Source organism: Ruegeria sp. YTSB088, from assembly GCF_059609825.1.
This window is the reverse complement of record NZ_JBXWMM010000004.1, coordinates 313,548-330,814: the sequence shown is the minus strand read 5'-3', so window position 1 is coordinate 330,814 and position 17,267 is coordinate 313,548. Positions and strand designations below refer to the sequence as shown.

General features: G+C 56.7%; 15 protein-coding genes. 14 read left to right on the top strand and 1 reads right to left on the bottom strand.

Features of this window, described 5'->3' with window-relative positions; all coding sequences use genetic code 11:
- Nucleotides 1–15: 15 nt before the first annotated feature.
- The 13 genes from AC2FFA_RS09025 to AC2FFA_RS08965 all read left to right on the top strand — a co-directional run bounded on the left by AC2FFA_RS09025 (nt 16) and on the right by AC2FFA_RS08965 (nt 12,312).
- Complete coding sequence (locus tag AC2FFA_RS09025; protein ID WP_299636542.1) at nt 16–1,038, top strand: carbohydrate ABC transporter permease; 1,023 nt, start codon at nt 16–18, stop codon at nt 1,036–1,038.
- Between the two features lies 1 nt (nt 1,039).
- Entirely contained in the window at nt 1,040–2,194 is a 1,155-nt protein-coding gene (locus tag AC2FFA_RS09020; RefSeq protein ID WP_299897760.1) for a carbohydrate ABC transporter permease, read from the top strand.
- Between the two features lie 127 nt (nt 2,195–2,321).
- The gene (locus tag AC2FFA_RS09015; RefSeq protein WP_496851241.1) at nt 2,322–2,852 is read left to right on the top strand and encodes an ester cyclase; all 531 of its coding nucleotides are present in this window, start codon (nt 2,322–2,324) and stop codon (nt 2,850–2,852) included.
- 11 nt (nt 2,853–2,863) lie between these two features.
- Nucleotides 2,864–4,195: a histidinol dehydrogenase gene (hisD, locus tag AC2FFA_RS09010; RefSeq protein ID WP_496851239.1), complete on the top strand. Its 1,332-nt coding sequence runs from the start codon at nt 2,864–2,866 to the stop codon at nt 4,193–4,195.
- Nucleotides 4,192–5,244 (top strand): ester cyclase, encoded by a 1,053-nt coding sequence (locus AC2FFA_RS09005; RefSeq protein WP_496851237.1) that lies wholly within the window; start codon nt 4,192–4,194, stop codon nt 5,242–5,244. Before hisD ends, AC2FFA_RS09005 begins: the two co-directional genes overlap by 4 nt.
- Nucleotides 5,244–6,008, top strand: a complete 765-nt coding sequence (locus AC2FFA_RS09000) for an SDR family NAD(P)-dependent oxidoreductase (RefSeq protein ID WP_496851235.1) — start codon at nt 5,244–5,246, stop codon at nt 6,006–6,008. Before AC2FFA_RS09005 ends, AC2FFA_RS09000 begins: the two co-directional genes overlap by 1 nt.
- Complete coding sequence (locus AC2FFA_RS08995) at nt 6,008–7,051, top strand: LacI family DNA-binding transcriptional regulator (protein ID WP_299897748.1); 1,044 nt, start codon at nt 6,008–6,010, stop codon at nt 7,049–7,051. The genes AC2FFA_RS09000 and AC2FFA_RS08995 overlap by 1 nt, the downstream gene beginning before the upstream one ends.
- The gene (locus AC2FFA_RS08990) at nt 7,048–8,037 is read left to right on the top strand and encodes a nuclear transport factor 2 family protein (protein ID WP_496851233.1); all 990 of its coding nucleotides are present in this window, start codon (nt 7,048–7,050) and stop codon (nt 8,035–8,037) included. The genes AC2FFA_RS08995 and AC2FFA_RS08990 overlap by 4 nt, the downstream gene beginning before the upstream one ends.
- Before the next feature lie 191 nt (nt 8,038–8,228).
- Nucleotides 8,229–9,194, top strand: coding sequence for a cupin domain-containing protein (locus AC2FFA_RS08985; protein WP_496851231.1), 966 nt, complete (start codon nt 8,229–8,231; stop codon nt 9,192–9,194).
- Nucleotides 9,191–9,793, top strand: coding sequence for a class I SAM-dependent methyltransferase (locus AC2FFA_RS08980; RefSeq protein WP_117873044.1), 603 nt, complete (start codon nt 9,191–9,193; stop codon nt 9,791–9,793). Before AC2FFA_RS08985 ends, AC2FFA_RS08980 begins: the two co-directional genes overlap by 4 nt.
- Before the next feature lie 10 nt (nt 9,794–9,803).
- Entirely contained in the window at nt 9,804–10,928 is a 1,125-nt protein-coding gene (locus tag AC2FFA_RS08975) for a cobalamin-independent methionine synthase II family protein (RefSeq protein ID WP_496851228.1), read from the top strand.
- The gene (locus AC2FFA_RS08970) at nt 10,925–11,620 is read left to right on the top strand and encodes an alpha/beta fold hydrolase (protein ID WP_496851226.1); all 696 of its coding nucleotides are present in this window, start codon (nt 10,925–10,927) and stop codon (nt 11,618–11,620) included. Before AC2FFA_RS08975 ends, AC2FFA_RS08970 begins: the two co-directional genes overlap by 4 nt.
- Nucleotides 11,617–12,312, top strand: a complete 696-nt coding sequence (locus AC2FFA_RS08965; RefSeq protein WP_496851224.1) for an RraA family protein — start codon at nt 11,617–11,619, stop codon at nt 12,310–12,312. The genes AC2FFA_RS08970 and AC2FFA_RS08965 overlap by 4 nt, the downstream gene beginning before the upstream one ends.
- A gap of 296 nt (nt 12,313–12,608) precedes the next feature.
- On the opposite strand, the gene AC2FFA_RS08960 is transcribed toward AC2FFA_RS08965, so the two are convergent.
- Entirely contained in the window at nt 12,609–16,070 is a 3,462-nt protein-coding gene (locus AC2FFA_RS08960; RefSeq protein WP_496851223.1) for an indolepyruvate ferredoxin oxidoreductase family protein, read from the bottom strand.
- 127 nt (nt 16,071–16,197) lie between these two features.
- On the opposite strand from AC2FFA_RS08960, the gene AC2FFA_RS08955 reads away from it, so the two are divergent.
- Nucleotides 16,198–16,665, top strand: coding sequence for an Lrp/AsnC family transcriptional regulator (locus tag AC2FFA_RS08955; protein ID WP_299897729.1), 468 nt, complete (start codon nt 16,198–16,200; stop codon nt 16,663–16,665).
- Nucleotides 16,666–17,267 lie beyond the last annotated feature (602 nt).

Here is a 17,267-nt window from a genome sequence, read left to right as displayed (position 1 = left end):
TAGAAAGGCAGAGCCATGAATTTCCGGACATTCGCCGTCTTTGTCGGTCCCTCTGTCTTTATGATGCTTCTCTTCATCGCGTTCCCGTTGATCAGCGTGTTCAAGCAGAGTTTCTATGTCACCCAGCCGATCTATGAGACCGTCGAGAAGGAAACCTGCACACCCGGATTCCTGACGCAGACCTGTGTGACCGAGCAAGTGTCACAGCCGAAGTTAGACGAGCATGGCGAGATTATTACGCAAACCCATTATGTCGGCTTGCAAAGCTATCGCAACGTGCTGGAGCCTGAGCGCGCATGGCGTGCCATAAGCGACGGCAGTTGGCATGTGTTATCCACCATCAATTTCTGGAAAGCGTTGCGGTTCACTTTGACCTTTACGCTGATTACTCTGCCGCTGGTGGTCGGGTGCGGGCTAGGGATTGCGATCCTGATCAACAATGCCGCGCGATCGATCCGCGGACCGGTGATTTTTGTCTCACTGCTGCCGTTTATCATTACGCCGGTGATCGGTGTACTGTCGATCAACTGGCTGTTCCGTGGCGACGGTATCCTGACTGCGATGATGGAATGGTGGCTGAACCGTGACATAGCCCTGTTCGCGCAGGCCTGGACGATTGAAGTTCTCATGATGATCTACCGCGTCTGGCACGTTGCGCCTTTTGCCGCCATCATCTTCTATGCCGGTCTGCAAACGGTCAATCAGGACAGCCTGGAAAGCGCCGTAATAGACGGAGCGACCCGCTGGCAGCGGCTGAAGTACATCGTCATCCCGCATCTGATGCCGCTGATCATCTTCGTGTCGATGATCCACCTGATGGACAGCTACCGCGTGTTCGAAGAGATCGTCGGCTTTTCGAGCCAGGGCTACGTTATCTCACTGCAATGGCTGACCTTCGACTACCTGACGCCGGATCAAGCCGGCAACCGGTCGATCAGCCGGGCTTCGGCCAACTCGATGCTGACCATGATTGGCGTCGTCGTCCTGCTTATCCTTCCGCTACGCCGAACCTGGCGTGATCACAAAGGAAGTCACTGATATGTCCTCGCGTGCGCTCCGGCAGCCTTTAAGTCTGCGGCTGACCTCAAACATTTTTCTGGCATTCTGGTGCCTGATCGCAGCCTTCCCGATCTTCTGGATCGTGGTGATGAGCTTCAAGTCACCTGTCGATGCATTCGACAGCAACGCGCTGAACGTGATCTTCGGTCCGGCCACGCTGAGCGTCGGAAAGGGTTTGTCGCTGCTGGATATCATTCTGGGCATCGCGGTTATCTGGGGCACGATCCTCGCGGCAACGAGAACGTTACCTTCAATGGTCAGGTCCTACACCAAACCCGGACAGGAATGGTTCGGCTGGCTGATCGGTGTGCTGGCCTTGCTGGTGGGTTTCCTGCTGGTGTTCTTCGTCGTCCTGCCTGCAATCCTGAACGTGTTGAACCCGCTGTTTGGCCCTCTGGGACGGGATGTGCTTGGTCTGACGACCGAGCATTACAAAACCGTCTGGATCGACCGGGGCTTTTCAAACAACTTCAAGAACTCGCTGATCGTAACGACGGGCGTGGTGACAGTGTCGCTGACCGTGGGCACATTGGCAGGCTACGGCCTAGCGCGGTCAGGATCAACTTTGGCCTTCTGGATCCTGATCGTTGCACTGGTGTTCCGGGCGCTGCCGCATTCTGTTCTGGTGGCAGGCTATCTGCCGGTGTTCATAAACTCGGCAGAATGGCTGAGCCCGATCTTAGGGGAAAACGCACCAACCTTGTACGGCAAGCCTTTTGCGGTAATCGCTGTTCTGGTTGCTATCAATCAACCCTTCACGATCTGGATGCTGCGCTCGTTCTTCCAGAACATCCCGTCCGAATTGGACGAGGCCGCCCGCGTGGATGGATGCAGCCATTTTCAGGCCTTCCGCCGCGTCATCATGCCGGTGATGTGGCCGGGTGTCATAACCACGGGTCTGTTCAGCTTTCTGCTGGCCTATAACGACTTTCTGGTCACCGCGTTGCTGTTGGACGCGCAGAACCAGACCATGGTTCCCGCCATCGTCGGCATGTTCAACCGCGAGACCACGACAACCGACCAAGTGGTCGCCGTGGCCGCCGCCGTGTCAATCACCGCTCCTCTGATCTTCCTTGTCCTGATCTTCCAGCGCCAGATCGTAAGCGGCCTGACAGCCGGGGCAGTCAAAGGCTAATGAGCAACAAGGCCCGACATAATGCCATGTCGCGCCATCCGGCGCTGAACAGGATGCCAAGGGACTTTCTGAGCATTGGGGCCGCACGTCCCAATCCCTTCCCTCGGCAACCTGAAAGGATAGAAAGATGAAAGGTTCCCGTCCCGAACAAGCGGTTCTGACCCGCGACACGGACATGAGCAAAACCGACGACACACGCCGCGTGATCGAAACAATGGTGGATGGTCTGAACGACCACCGTATAGACGATATCGGAGAATTCTTCGCCCAAGGCTTCCGCTGGATGGGCAATCAAGGCTGCGGAACCAAGACCGGCCTGGAAGAGTTTCAGGACAACTGGCAACGCCCGTTCCAAGCGGCGTTTTCGGACAAGACCTGTATAGACGAGGCACGTCTTTACATGGGTGAATGGGCAGCCGCGTTTGGCCGTCAGGAAGCCACGCATTCCGGCGAGTTTCTGGGCATCGCCCCCACGGGCAAGCGTGTCGAGATCAGGTACATGGACTTCTGGAAAGTGGTCGACGGCAAGATTGTCGACAACTGGGTGAATGTCGACTTTGCCCACGTTGCGGCTCAGCTGGGCGTGGACCTGTTCAACGGCGAAGGCTGGGAAGCATTTGATCGGGGTGAGAAACATCCGCCCCGGCCGCAAAACTGAGGATTGGAAAGATGGCAATCGAGTATCTTAAACGCGGCAAGTCCGATGCGGATCGGGCAGAGGATGATGCCAAGACCCGTGCCGTGGTTGAGGCGACACTGAAAGACATCGAAACCCGTGGGGATGCCGCGGTGCGTGAGTTGAGTGAGAAGTTCGACAACTACTCGCCAGCCTCGTTCCGCCTGAGCCAGCAGGAAATTGATGACCTGATCGGGCAATTGTCCGATCGTGAGCTGGCCGATATCAAGTTCGCGCAGGAACAGGTGCGCAACTTTGCGCAGGCTCAGCGGGATTCAATGCTGGACATTGAGGTCGAAACCCTGCCGGGCGTTATCCTTGGCCATAAGAATATCCCTGTGCAATCGGTTGGATGCTACGTTCCTGGCGGCAAGTTCCCGATGGTCGCCTCGGCGCATATGTCGGTAGCGACCGCCTCGGTGGCAGGGGTGCCGCGCATCATCGCATGCACGCCCCCGTTTCAGGGCAAACCCAACCCAGCGGTGATTGCCGCCATGTATCTTGGAGGCGCGCATGAGATCTATGTCATGGGTGGCATTCAGGCGATTGGCGCGATGGCACTGGGTACCGAGACGATCGATCCCGTTCATATGCTGGTTGGTCCCGGCAACGCGTTTGTGGCCGAAGCCAAGCGCCAGCTGTTCGGGCGCGTAGGTATCGATCTGTTCGCAGGTCCAACCGAAACGATGGTCATAGCTGACGAGTCCGCCGCAGATGCGGAACTCTGCGCCACGGATCTGCTTGGTCAGGCCGAACATGGATACAACAGCCCCTGTGTGCTGCTGACCAATTCGCGCAAACTGGCCGAAGACACGATGGCCGAAGTTGACCGCCTGCTGGGTATCCTTCCGACAGCAGACACCGCCAAAGTGTCGTGGGATGAATACGGCGAGGTGATTGTCTGCGATACCTATGACGAGATGTTGCGGGTTGCCGATGATATTGCCTCGGAACATGTGCAGGTGATGACTGACCGCGACGACTGGTTCCTTGAGAACATGACCTGCTATGGGGCGTTGTTCCTTGGGCCGCGCACCAATGTTTCGAACGGGGACAAGGTGATTGGCACCAACCACACGCTGCCTACCAAGAAGGCCGGGCGATACACTGGTGGACTTTGGGTTGGTAAGTACCTGAAGACGCACAGCTATCAAAAGGTTCTGACCGATGAGGCCGCAACGCTGATCGGCGAGTATGGTTCGCGCCTGTGCATGCTCGAAGGGTTCGTTGGTCACGCTGAACAGTGCAACGTTCGTGTGCGCCGATATGGCGGAATCAATGTTCCCTACGGTGCGCCGGCCCCTTACCGGGACGCTGCTGAATGAGTGACAAACATACTCATCACAAGGCCCTGATCGAACCGCTCAGGGCTGCGATGTACGATTTCAATGAGGCGGGTGTACGTCGGGCTTTCGCGGATATCACGTCGCCGGATGCCGTGTTCCGTCTGTGTCATCCCTTTGGGGACAGCATCGGCAGTGATGCTTTCTATGACATTGGGTATAAAGACTTGCTGGCGGCCTGGCCCGATCTTGAGCGTCGGGATTACATCGTCATGGCCGGGCCGGATGCGTTCGGTGCAGATTGGGTCGGATGCAGCGGGTATTACACCGGTGTTTTCATCGGCCCTTGGCTGGATATCCCACCAACGGGTCATCAGGTCACGATACGGTTTCACGAATTCTACCGATTCGAAAACGGCAAGATCGTCGAGATGCAGGCGCTGTGGGACATCCCCGAAGTTATGATGCAGGCGGATGCCTGGCCGATGGCGCCAAGTCTGGGCCGCGAATGGCACGTCCCGGGACCTGCCACTCAGGATGGGTTTGTCCCTGGTCCTTATGATGTGGCCAAGGGAAAACAGACCTGCCAGCACATCATCGACATGCTGGAGCATCTCAAGAAACACCCGTCCCAGGGTGGCCCCGAGGTGATGGAGATGGAGCGGTTCTGGCACCCGCGCATGAACTGGTACGGTCCTTCGGGCATCGGCACCGGGCGCGGGTATGCAGGGTTCCGCAACTGGCATCAGATTCCGTTTCTGAACGGTATGCCGGATCGCGGGCAGTTTGTGGACGACATCACCTATCACTTCTTCGGTGACGGGGAATATGCGGCCGTGACTGGCTGGCCCAACATGATCCAGACCGTCACAGACGATGGTTGGATGGGCATCGCTCCATCAGGCAAGAAGATCACCATGCGCAGCCTCGACTTCTGGCGTTTGGAAAACGGCAGGATCCGGGAAAACTGGGTGCTGGTTGATTTGCTGGATGCCTACCGGCAGCTTGGCGTTGACGTCTTTGCCCGTCTGCGGGAATTCAACAAGGCTCGAAATATGGGCCGCATTGAAATACCGGATGGAATGAACTGATGACGGAATTGCCACGCACCCCTTCGTTTTCCCTGAACGGCAAATCCGCCCTCGTTACCGGAGCTTCATCTGGCATCGGTCAGGGCTGTGCAGTGGCTTTGGCCGAGGCAGGCGCGCATGTCGTCTGCGCGGCCAGAGGCAAGGACCGGTTGAACGACACTGTCGCTGCCTTGCAGGATCACGGCTGGTCGGCCGAAGCGCTTGTGATGGATCAGGGTGATCTGGGCGCATTGGAACAGCTTTTCGCGTCGCGCTGCTTTGATGTCGTGGTGAATTCGGCCGGGATAACACGGCACAGCGCGGCCATCGAAACCACGCCCGATGACTTCGATGTTGTCACCAATGTCAATTTGCGTTCGGCCTATTTCCTGTCCGCCTATGCCGCCCACGCTTTGATCAAGGCAGGAAAGCCGGGATCGATCATCCACATCTCCAGCCAAATGGGGCATGTCGGTGGGGTCGACCGGGCGCTTTATTGTGCAACCAAGCATGGCCTGGAGGGCATGGTCAAATCCATGGCGATCGAGTGGGGTAAACAGGGCATTCGGATCAACACGGTCTGCCCGACTTTCATCAGAACCCCCCTGACCCAATCCACTTTCGACAATCCTGAACGTGCCGCTTGGATCATGGACAAGATCAAGCTGGACCGGATCGGAGAAGTCGAAGACATCATGGGCGCGGTGCGGTATCTCGCGTCAGACGCCTCTGCTCTGGTCACCGGTACTTCGATGTTGATTGACGGGGGTTGGACAGCAGATTGATGGCTAGGAAGGTCACATCTCTTCAGGTTGCGCAGTTGGCTGGTGTCAGCCAGTCCGCCGTCAGCCGCGTTTTCACGCCTGGCGCCTCTGTCAGCAAAAAAACCGAGGAGAAAGTGCGCAAAGCCGCCGCTGAACTGGGCTATCGCCCAAACGTTCTGGCCCGCGCCATGGTATCCGGGAAAAGTCGCATCATCGGATTGGTGGTCGCTTATCTGGACAACTACTTCTACCCAGAAGCGCTTGAGAAACTGTCAAATGCATTGCAGGAACAGGGCTATCACGTTCTAATCTTCATGGCCTCCAGAACCGCTGGAAACATAGACGACGTGATGGAGGAAATTCTCGATTATCAAGTCGATGGCGTCATTCTGGCCTCGGTTGCGATGTCGTCGGATATTGCAACGCGGTGTCAGCAGGCGGGTGTGCCGGTGGTGTTGTTCAACCGCAGTCAGGATATCGACGGGATCACCTCGGTTACATCGGACAACTACGCTGGCGGTCGTAAGGTGGCCGAGTTCTTTATCGCCGCTGGTCACAGACGCATCGCCTATATTGCCGGGTGGCAGGGCGCTTCAACACAGCGAGATCGCGAGGCCGGCTTCCGGGCCGCGCTCAGCGATGCCGGCCAAGAACTGTACGCTCACGACATCGGTGAGTTTCACACTGAGAACGCACGCCTCGCGGCCCGCCGTATGTTTGATGTCGAACCGCTGAAACGGCCTGATGCCGTGTTTGTTGCCAATGATCACATGGCGCTTGCGGTCATGGACGTCATTCGGTTTGAGTTAGGAATGCGTGTGCCCGAAGACGTGTCTGTCGTTGGTTACGATGACGTCCCTCAGGCCGGATGGCTTGCCTACAATCTTACGACCATTCGTCAGCGGGCCAATTTGATGGTTTCCGAGACCGTGGATGCTCTGCTGGATCATATCGAAAAACCGACAGCTGCTGCGGCACGTAAAGTCGCCATTGATGGGCCGCTGATCGTGCGGACTTCGGCCCGATTGCCCAAGGGATGGGCCCCACAAAGGACAGAGACATGAAAGGCTTCGATCCAAAATTCCGGGATTTTCCGGATTACATCATCGGCATCACCAAAGAGATATGGGAAGACCGGGGGATCGCCACGCTGCATGAATATTACAGCGATGACATCGTCGTCCGTTCGCCCGGTTCGGTCGTTTTGGGCAATCAGAATGTCATTGGGGCCACAATGGCAACGCTGGCCGAGTTTCCGGATCGGCAGCTGCTGGGCGAAGACGTGATCTGGTCCGGCACACCGGAAGAGGGCATGCTGAGCTCTCATCGCATCATTTCAACGGCCACGCATTTGGCCGAGGGCGTCTATGGCAAGCCAACCGGCACCAAGCTGCGTTACCGGATTCTTGCGGATTGCCACGCCATCGACAATCAGATCAACGATGAATGGCTGATCCGTGATCAAGGCGCGATTGTACGCCAGATGGGCTGGGATCCCAAGGAATACGCCGCGAATCTGATTGCCCGCGAAGGAGGCAAGGAGAACTGCGTCAAGCCTCTGACCCCCGAAATCGATCAGCCTGGACCATACAAAGGCCAGGGTAATGACAACGAATGGGGGCAGCGCTACGCCGACATTCTGACGCGGATCATGAATGCAGATATGGGCGTGATCGGTTCAGAATATGACCGAGCTGTTCAATCAGAATATGTGGGTGGCGTAACAGGGCATGGCTGGCAGGCCGTCGACCGTTTCTGGATGGGTCTGCGGGCGAGTTTTCCGAACGCAGAATTCAAGATTGAGCATCAGATCGGGCGAGACGACCCTGATATGCCTCCGCGTGCGGCAATTCGCTGGAGCCTATGGGGCAAACATGATGGCTGGGGCGTGTTTGGGGCGCCGACTGGTGCACAGGTTTATGTCCTCGGTATCAGCCACGCTGAGTTCGGCGCACTGATTGCGGGGCAGCCGCAGTTGCGTCGTGAATACACTATTTTCGATGAAACCTCGGTCTGGAAGCAGATCCTGTTGCAGAGCGGAGAAGTGTGAGTGGGCCGTCCGGTCTCATATCGCATCCTTTCAGGCGGTCTGTCCGAGCCCCGGACCATTCGACGTTTCCATATGTACCGTCAAAGCCTTAGGGCGCGGAGACTGAACCTGCGCCCGCCCGGAGAGTAAGGGCGTGTCCTGCTCGGGCACACGAGCTTTCTTTCCAAAAACGTTAAATCGGATCGTACGTCATGACAAAATCATCCATCCCTTCCCGCATAGTCCGCTATGGCGAGCTTCAACCCTGTAAAACCGCTTTTATCGATGCCCACACTCCCGGCAGCGATCAGAAAGAGAATTTCACGATAATCGGCGGCGGCGTCTCGGAATCTCCGGACCAGCATGTCCACATCACCGATAAGATCGGCTTCAACATCGGAGCCGCGGGGCAGCCGCCGAAGTGCCGAAACTCACTGCACAGCCACACCACGGCCGAGGTCTTTTTTGTTGCCAAGGGTCGTTGGCGGTTTTTTTGGGGCCGCTATGGCACGGCCGGGGAATTCATCGCCGAGGAAGGGGACATCTTCAACATTCCAACGGGGATTTTCAGGGGCTTTGAGAATGTCGGCCAGGATTACGGAATGATCATGTCAATCCTGGGCGGAGACGATGCGGGCGGCGGCGTCACATGGGCGCCTCAGGTAATCGAAGATGCGCAGACACATGGTCTGATGCTGAGCGACAATGGCGTTCTGTACGACTCCAAACAGGGCCAGGACCTGCCCCATAATGTCCGTCCGATGCCTTTGCTGACCGAAGAACAACTGAAAAGCTATCCTGAGGTTCCCGTCGAGGATGTGGTCAACAAATACGTCGCGCGGTATTGGGATCTGATGGCGTTGTCGGCCAAAAAGCCCGCAAAGGTGATTGGCGAAAACGCAATGATCAAGGACAAACCCGGATTCGCGGTCGACTTCCTGGGACGAGGATCCTCGGTGACCCAACCGCTTGCCGCAGAGAAACCGGTGGTTCTGATGCCGGCCAGCGGTCACTGGCGTGTTGCGATCGACGGGCACGAAACCACGATCTCGGTGGGCGACACGGCCTTAGTTCTTCCCGGCGAAACCTATGGTGTTCGACCATCGATGACCGGACAGGCGGGCCTGTACCGCATCACTGCAACCGATGACCCGGCAGGAGCGACCTGGACAGGATGAACGCGGACCCGAATGACACCCACGCCGTTTATGAGCGACAGGCAACAGAGTATGACAGGCGCCGTTCAAAGGCCCTGTTCGAAGCGCGCTGGTTGGCGCGCTTCACTGCCAGCCTGAAGCCGGGTGACCGCGTATTGGATCTGGGCTGTGGCTCGGGAGACCCCATTGCACGGTGGTTCATGGCAGAAGGATTTGATGTCACAGGCATCGATTTTTCCGACGCCATGCTTGCCATTGCGCGGGGCCGTTGGCCCGCTGGGGACTGGCGCAACGCGGATATGCGGAGCTTTGAATTGGATCAACAGTTCGAAGGTATCATCGCCTGGAACAGCTTCTTTCACCTTACGGCGGATGAGCAAAAAGACTGTATCGCCCGGATGGCGCGCCATTTGCGGCCCAAAGGAATGCTCATGCTGACTGTCGGACCTCGTGCCGGAGAGGTCAGCGGCACGGTGGGATCAGAACTTGTGTACCACGCCTCGCTGTCCCCGGCGGGTTACGCCGAGTGTCTCGAGAAAAACGGGCTGCAAATGACCGGATACCTGGCCGAAGACCCTGAAGCCCAAAGCCACACGATCCTGATGGCACGAAAGATCTAAGGAGGTCCCAATGACCGTAAAAACCACACATGTTGGCTCTCTGCCCCGAACGCAGGACGTCGTGGATTTTATTTTTGCCCGCGAAAACGATGAACCCTATGACACAGGCGCCTTTGATACCTGCATGGCCAACGCCGTGGCCGAAACGGTGCGCAAACAGGTCGAAGCCGGTGTTGATATTGTCAGCGACGGCGAAACTTCGAAAATCTCCTATGCGACCTATGTCAAGGATCGTTACGCCGGGTTTTCGGGCGACAGCCCTCGTAACGCGCCGGCAGACTTGAAAATGTTCCCCGGCTTTCTGCAAAGACTGGCCGATGACGGCGGTACGCCACAATACGCAAGGCCGATGTGCACGGGTGACGTGCGATCAAAGGGGCAAGGCGAGTTACAAAAAGACATCGCCAACCTCAAGGCGGCCATGGCTCGGCACGGGGCCGAGCGTGGTTTCATGAATGCCGCGTCTCCCGGAGTGATCTCGCTGTTTTTGCAGAATGATTTCTACCCGACGCGCGAGGCCTACCTGGCTGCGTTGGCCGACGCAATGAAAGAAGAATATGAAACCATCGTTACTGCCGGTTTGGACCTGCAACTGGATTGCCCCGACCTCGCCTTGTCGCGCCACATGCTGTTCACCGACCTGTCGGACGATGAGTTCATCAAGATAGCCAACATGCATGTCGAGGCCCTGAACCACGCGCTTCAGAACGTCCCGCAGGATCGCGTACGGGTACATATATGCTGGGGCAACTACGAAGGCCCGCATTGCTGTGACATCGCCATGGACAAGGTTTTCAACACCCTGATGGCGACCAAGTCGCGCTATGTCCTGTTCGAAACTTCGAATCCGCGGCATGCCCATGAATGGACTGTCTTCCGGGACCGCAAGGCCGAGATTCCCGATGACAAGGTGCTGATGCCCGGCGTGGTCGACACCACAACCAATTTCGTCGAACATCCCGAACTTGTGGCCCAACGGATCGACCGGTTCACAGAAATCGTGGGGGCGGATCGGGTGATCGCGGGCAGCGATTGCGGCTTTGGCACTTTTGCGGGATTCGGCGCCGTTGATCCCCAGATCGCCTACGCCAAGCTGGCGGCGTTGTCCGAAGGGGCAAAGCTGGCCTCAGCATGAAACCTCTGATCTTCTTGCCGGGCATGATGTGTGATGCCCGGCTTTTTGGCCCCCAGATCAATGCTCTGTCGGGCAGAATGCCCGTGATGACCTTTCCGTTGTCTCACCACGACAGCGTTGAGGCCATGGCGCACGATATCCTCAGAAATGCGCCACCGGTTTTCACGCTGGCCGGGTTGTCCATGGGGGGTATCGTGGCGATGGAAATAGCGCGCCAAGCCCCTGAACGTGTTTCGCATCTGGCTTTGCTTGACACCAATCCACTGGCGGAAAAGCCAGAGGTAAAAGCGCGTCGCTCACCCCAGATGTCCGCCGTTCGCAACGGTCAGCTGAGGACCGTAATGCGTGACGAGATGAAGCCCGGTTACCTGGCTGACGGACCGAACCGGGAGGCGATCCTGGATCTGTGCATGGCAATGGCCGCCGACTTGGGCCCTGACGTTTTCATAAGTCAGTCCAAGGCACTTATGAACCGCCCGGACCAAAGCAAGACACTGACGGCTTATACCGGAAGGGCTCTGGTTTTGTGCGGGCGTGAAGACCGGCTTTGCAATGTTGAACGCCACCGACTTTTGCATGACCTGCTGCCACAAAGCTCGCTCGAGATCATCGACGACGCGGGTCACCTCCCGACTTTGGAACAACCTGAAAAAACAACAGCGGCGCTGTCCCGCTGGCTGGAGGACACATGACCCCGACCCTTTTGTCTTTGCTCCGCAAAGTCGACACACCAACTGTCTGCAATGCCATCGAGGTGGTGCAGGGCAAGCGCGGGTTCGACAGGTTCACGCGTGGCACCATGCTAAGCTCTGCCCCCGAAGGGCCTGCCATCGTCGGCTATGCCCGCACTGCCAAGATCGCTGCGGTCAATCCCCCGACCGAGCCGCCCGAAGTCATCAAAGCCCGACGTATGGCTTATTACAAGTACATGGCCGAGGCACCCGGCCCTTCAATCGCCGTGGTCGAGGATCTGGATTATCCTGATTGTATCGGCGCTTACTGGGGTGAGATCAATACGACAGTTCACAAGGGATTCGGCATGTCGGGGGCTCTGACCAATGGTGTCATGCGGGATCTCGGGGATTTGCCCCAAGGGTTCCCGGTTGTCGCTGGCTCCATCGGACCGAGCCATGGTTTCGTCCACGTCCGCGAGGTTGACACTCAAGTTTCGATTTTTAGTCTGACAGTTGAGTCCGGTGATCTGGTTCACGCCGATCGTCATGGCGCTTTGGTCATACCGAATGATGTCGTCGATCAATTGGAAGGTGCTATCCAAAAGCTTTTGGCGACAGAACGTATTGTTTTGGACGCAGCCCGCGAGCCCGCGTTTGATTTCGAAGCATTCGAAACCGCCTGGGCCGCCTTTGAAAAAGCAAGGGTCTGATCGCAGGGGGCAGACAATGAAAGCCGATTGGGTGAAAAACACTTACAGGTCCCTTACTCGTCAACCCAGAGCCGGAGCAAGACGGCCTTTGCCAACGCAATGCCCGTGACGAAGGTTTAGCCACATCTGCCTATCCGGTGGCGGCGTCGCGCCGCTGCCGGTGGCGTCCGAACGTGATCCGGATTATGTCGCACCATTGCACAGACAGCAGCCCATTTCATCGCGATGTGCGGGGGTTCAGATCCGTTCAGCCCCGCCTGAAATCCGCGTTTCCGGACAGATTTCGGAAAGAACGTTCAAGCCTTATGAGAAGCAAAGCCCTGCGCATCACTTCGCTGTTCTCCGATCACGTTCAGCATGGCATCTACATCAGCACGTACGGTTCGTGTTGCCGCTTCGCGCACCGGACCAAAGCCGCGGACATCCAGCGGGGCTGACAGGATTTTCAGGCAGGTTTCCGCCTCCAGTTCGGGGTTGGCCTCTTCGATGCGGTCCAACACACTCAGAAACCAGGCTTGGGTTTCGTTTTCAAGCTTGCGGTCCCTTGAAAACCGGAACGGATCAAGCCATCCTCCGCGAATCCTGCGTACACGGGAAAGGAGCCTCAGGACGGGGGTCATCCAACCACCGTAGCTTCGCTTGCGCGGCCGTCCGCGTACATCCTTCTGACCACCTAAAACCGGAGGGGCGAGGTGGTATTTGATCCGAAAATCCCCCTCGAACTCGGACTGTAGTTGTTTCTCGAATTGTCGCGATGTCAGCAACCGGGCGACCTCGTATTCGTCCTTGATTGCCATGAGACGGAACAAGGATTTTGCCGCAAGCGAAAGCGCTTTCTCCCGTATCTGATCAGGCAGTGCTGCGGACAGCCGGGCCAAGCGATCCCGGTACTGTTGCGCATAAGCGTCATCGTGGTAGGTCGCCAATTCGTCGGACCGGTAATCGATTATCTGCTGCGCGGATTCTTGCGAAGACCTCTTCTCCTTTGCATTCAGCACCTGTGGGTTTGCTGCGATCACCCGCCCGAGATCAAAGGCCATCGCGTTGGCCTCGATCACGGTTCCATTGAGCTTGATCGCCTGTTTGATCGCAACCTCACTGATCGGAATGTTCCCCAGCTGCCACGCGACACCAAACAGCAAGGTATTGGCGAAAACCGAGTCCCCCAGCAAATCCACCGCCAATTGGTTTGCATCCAAACCGAAGACATTTTCTTCGCCGACGGTCCGGCGTATCAACGCTTCTCGTTCATCGACCTTGAGCTGGGCATCGCGCTGCAAAACAAGGTCACCTGTTGGCATTTCCGCACGGTTCAGTACGACTTTTGTGCCTTTGCGATAGTGAACCGAGGCTTTGGGCGCCGAAGACACGACCACGTCACACCCAATGACGGCGTCGGCGCTTTTGGCCTCAATTCGGACCTGATTGATTTCGTCGGGCGTGCGGGCAATGCGAACATAGCCGACAACCGTACCGAATTTCTGGGCGAACCCGGTGAAATCCAGCACGCTGGCGCCTTTGCCTTCCAAATGCGCCGCCATCGTCAGAACGGCGCCCACTGTTACGACACCGGTACCACCGACCCCACCGACCAGAAGATCGTACGGCGCGTCCAGGTCAGGAAGCTGCGGGTCGGGAACCTTGGCAAGAAGTGAAGGGATATCCAGTTTTTGCTTGGGTTCTTTTCGCCGTGTCGCCCCTTCCACGGTAATGAAACTGGGGCAAAACCCGTTCAGGCAGGAAAAGTCCTTGTTGCAGGAGTTCAGGTTGACCTTTCGCTTGCGGCCCAATGGGGTTTCCAATGGTTCAATACTCAGGCAGTTGCTTTCGACAGAGCAATCGCCGCAGCCTTCGCACACCGCGGGGTTGATGAAAGCAAATCGTTTGGGGTCTTCTGTTTTTCCACGCTTGCGGCGACGACGCTTCTCGGTGGCGCAGGTCTGCTCGTAAATCAAAACCGTTACACCTTCGATGTCACGCAACTCACGCTGCACGGCATCCATCTCTTCCCGGGGGTGAAAGCTCGTTCGTGCCGGAAAATCTCTGGAATCGAATTTTGTAATATCGTCTGAAACTAACGCGATCCGGTCCACGCCTTCTGCGCGACAGGTCTGGGCGATCCCGGAAACGCTGATAGGGCCATCAACAGGCTGCCCCCCCGTCATTGCCACTGCATCATTGTAAAGGATCTTGTAAGTGATGTTTGTACCTGTCGCCACGGCCTGGCGAATGGCAAGCGACCCGGAATGATACCAAGTGCCCTCGCCAAGGTTTTGAAAGATATGTTTGTTGCCATTGAATTTCGAGGCAACAACATGCGGCACACCTTCGCCACCCATCTGCGCATAACCGACCGTGTTGCGGTTCATCCAACTTGCCATCACGTGACAGCCGATGCCTGACGCAGCCGTGCTTCCATCCGGGACTTTGGTGGACGTGTTGTGGGGGCAACCCGAGCAAAAATATGGTGACCTGACCGCACCCGGAACATTCAGAACAGATGGCGGTTCGTCCGTCAGCGCCTTCGCCTTTTCCAAGAATCCTTCTTCCGGAAAAAAACGGTCGAGTCGCTCTGCAACAACCGGAATCAGGTTCAACGGGCTCAACTCTCCGGTCCAGGGAATCAACGGATCACCTGCCGCGCGGTGTTTTCCAACCATCTTTTCGGGTTTGTCCCCCGGCCAGTCATAGAAGTATTCCTTGAACTGGCTTTCGATGATCCCGCGTTTTTCCTCGACGACCAGCACCTCTTTTTTGCCACGGACAAAAGACAGCGCATCGCGCCGTGCCAAAGGCCAAACCATCCCGACCTTATAAATGTCGATGCCCAAACGGCGGCATCCGCTTTCGCCGAGACCCAGAAGGCGCAGCACTTCCATCAAGTCCAGATGGCTCTTGCCCGTTGTGACAATCCCGAATGGAGCATCCTTGATATCATAGATTCGCCGGTCGATCGGGTTGGCTTCGACAAAAGCCTCGACCGCCCGCAACTTGTGTTCGATCCGCGTCTCGATGGCCGGGCTTGGCAAATCGGCGCTGCGGACGTGCAGACCGCCTGGCGGCAGATCTATTTCCGGCAAGGTAAATGCACGGTCCGGTTTCAACTCCACGGATTGCCCGCTTTCCACGGTTTCCGAAATCGCCTTGAACCCGACCCAGGTGCCTGAATATCGGCTCAGCGCGATCCCGTATTCGCCGAACTCCAGATATTCAGCCGCGTTGGCCGGGTTCAGCGTTGGCATGAACCAGGTCATGAAGGCGACGTCGGACTGATGCGGCATTGAAGAAGACACGCAGCCATGATCGTCACCCGCGACAACCAGAACGCCGCCCTTCGGCGACGAACCATAGGCATTGCCATGGCGCAGCGCGTCCCCTGAACGGTCGACTCCGGGGCCCTTCCCGTACCACATCGAAAACACGCCCTCGACCTCACAATCGGGATCCAGCGAAGCCTGCTGGGCACCAAGAACCGCTGTGGCGCCGAGGTCTTCGTTTACGGCCGGCATGAATGTGATCCTGGCCGCCTCGGTTTCCTCTTTCGCTCGCCACAGTTCCAGATCCAGACCACCAAGGGGGGACCCCCGATATCCGGAAATGAACCCAGCCGTGTTGTTTCCTGCTGCTGAGTCCCTGCGGGCCTGGTCCAACATGATGCGCACCAGAGCTTGCGTTCCCGTCAGGAAAACACGACCCTCCGAGGCTTTGTATCGGTCCGACAGGGCGTAAGTATCGAATTTCAGGGACTGGTCAGTCATGGATGCCTCGACTTTTTTGGGTATTTTACCGGAAATTTCTGAGGAATCTGTTCTACCTTACCGAAAATTATGAAGTTTTTTGAAAAATTCTCTCTCCTTTTGTTGCAATATGGGGTATTTTTCTCGGATGCTTTTCGACTCACGTGACTGCCAACTTCTCGCGATCCTTCAGAATGATTGCCGCATCTCAAACGCTGACCTTGCAGAACGGGTGGGCATGTCATCTTCTGCCTGCTGGCGTCGAGTTCGTGCGTTTGAAGAGGCCGGTCTGATTTCGCAGTACCGGGCCGAATTGTCGCCTCAACACGCAGGGCTTTCATTTCAGGCCATGGTGCATGTACATCTGACCCGGCACAATCCGGAACATCTAGAGCAGTTCATTGCAGCGATCGAGACGCGCCCGGAAGTAATGGAATGCTACGCAACGACCGGGCAGGCAGACTACCACATGCGGGTGATCTGCAAGGATATCGGGGCGTATAACGTTTTTCTTGAAGAATTCCTGTTTCGCCTGCCAGCAGTGGAAAGCGCGCAAACGAATGTCGTTCTCCGCGAAATCAAACGCAGCAATGCCCTGCCCATTCCTTCTTGTTGATATCGATTGTCGAGGGACTTATTTGCCTTCTGTTTTTGGTTTAGTTGCACAGCTTTGCACACACCAGCGGAAGGCTCATTCCTTTCGCTTTAGAAAAATGTCGTGCTAGCAGGCAGCCGCAAACAGATTGGCCGTTTTTGAATGCTCCAAGCGGCAGGTTCACGCGAACACGTTCCCAAGCAACGGTCACACCCTCCAAACCCCGCGGCGTTGCTGTTAACTGAGGTTTTCACAGGTCAGGATTCCGCAAGCCCCCAAAAAAAACCGACGCGCGATCAGGCATCAAGGCAGGTAAAACGTGGTCGCCTTTTGGACTGCGACATTTTGAATTCTGCCATCTATTCCGTGCATCAAACGGTACGATCGTGCATCTGAAGACCTGCCCTCAACTGTAGGAGAAGCTGGTTCACTTGAATTGATGTGATCTCTTGTGCGGCGCTCCCGGCGGAAGGTGCCAGAGACGCCGAACAATCTCAAAATCAAATTTCGAGCCTGAAGCCACTTTGATGCTTCGATTTTCGTTTTTTTTCTTTTCTTTTCCCTTGCTTGCATTGAGTCCGGCTCCTGTTCCCTGCCATCATCAAGAGTGTAGCACCGTTTCT

Coding starts and splice junctions, on each gene's coding strand:
- AC2FFA_RS08965 (WP_496851224.1), top strand. CDS start 11,617: ATGACCCCGACCCTTTTGTCTTTGCTCCGCAAAGTCGACACACCAACT.
- AC2FFA_RS08990 (WP_496851233.1), top strand. CDS start 7,048: ATGAAAGGCTTCGATCCAAAATTCCGGGATTTTCCGGATTACATCATC.
- AC2FFA_RS08975 (WP_496851228.1), top strand. CDS start 9,804: ATGACCGTAAAAACCACACATGTTGGCTCTCTGCCCCGAACGCAGGAC.
- AC2FFA_RS09000 (WP_496851235.1), top strand. CDS start 5,244: ATGACGGAATTGCCACGCACCCCTTCGTTTTCCCTGAACGGCAAATCC.
- AC2FFA_RS09005 (WP_496851237.1), top strand. CDS start 4,192: ATGAGTGACAAACATACTCATCACAAGGCCCTGATCGAACCGCTCAGG.
- AC2FFA_RS08970 (WP_496851226.1), top strand. CDS start 10,925: ATGAAACCTCTGATCTTCTTGCCGGGCATGATGTGTGATGCCCGGCTT.
- AC2FFA_RS09020 (WP_299897760.1), top strand. CDS start 1,040: ATGTCCTCGCGTGCGCTCCGGCAGCCTTTAAGTCTGCGGCTGACCTCA.
- AC2FFA_RS09025 (WP_299636542.1), top strand. CDS start 16: ATGAATTTCCGGACATTCGCCGTCTTTGTCGGTCCCTCTGTCTTTATG.
- AC2FFA_RS08985 (WP_496851231.1), top strand. CDS start 8,229: ATGACAAAATCATCCATCCCTTCCCGCATAGTCCGCTATGGCGAGCTT.
- AC2FFA_RS08955 (WP_299897729.1), top strand. CDS start 16,198: ATGCTTTTCGACTCACGTGACTGCCAACTTCTCGCGATCCTTCAGAAT.
- AC2FFA_RS08995 (WP_299897748.1), top strand. CDS start 6,008: ATGGCTAGGAAGGTCACATCTCTTCAGGTTGCGCAGTTGGCTGGTGTC.
- AC2FFA_RS08960 (WP_496851223.1), bottom strand. CDS start 16,070: ATGACTGACCAGTCCCTGAAATTCGATACTTACGCCCTGTCGGACCGA.
- AC2FFA_RS09015 (WP_496851241.1), top strand. CDS start 2,322: ATGAAAGGTTCCCGTCCCGAACAAGCGGTTCTGACCCGCGACACGGAC.
- hisD (WP_496851239.1), top strand. CDS start 2,864: ATGGCAATCGAGTATCTTAAACGCGGCAAGTCCGATGCGGATCGGGCA.
- AC2FFA_RS08980 (WP_117873044.1), top strand. CDS start 9,191: ATGAACGCGGACCCGAATGACACCCACGCCGTTTATGAGCGACAGGCA.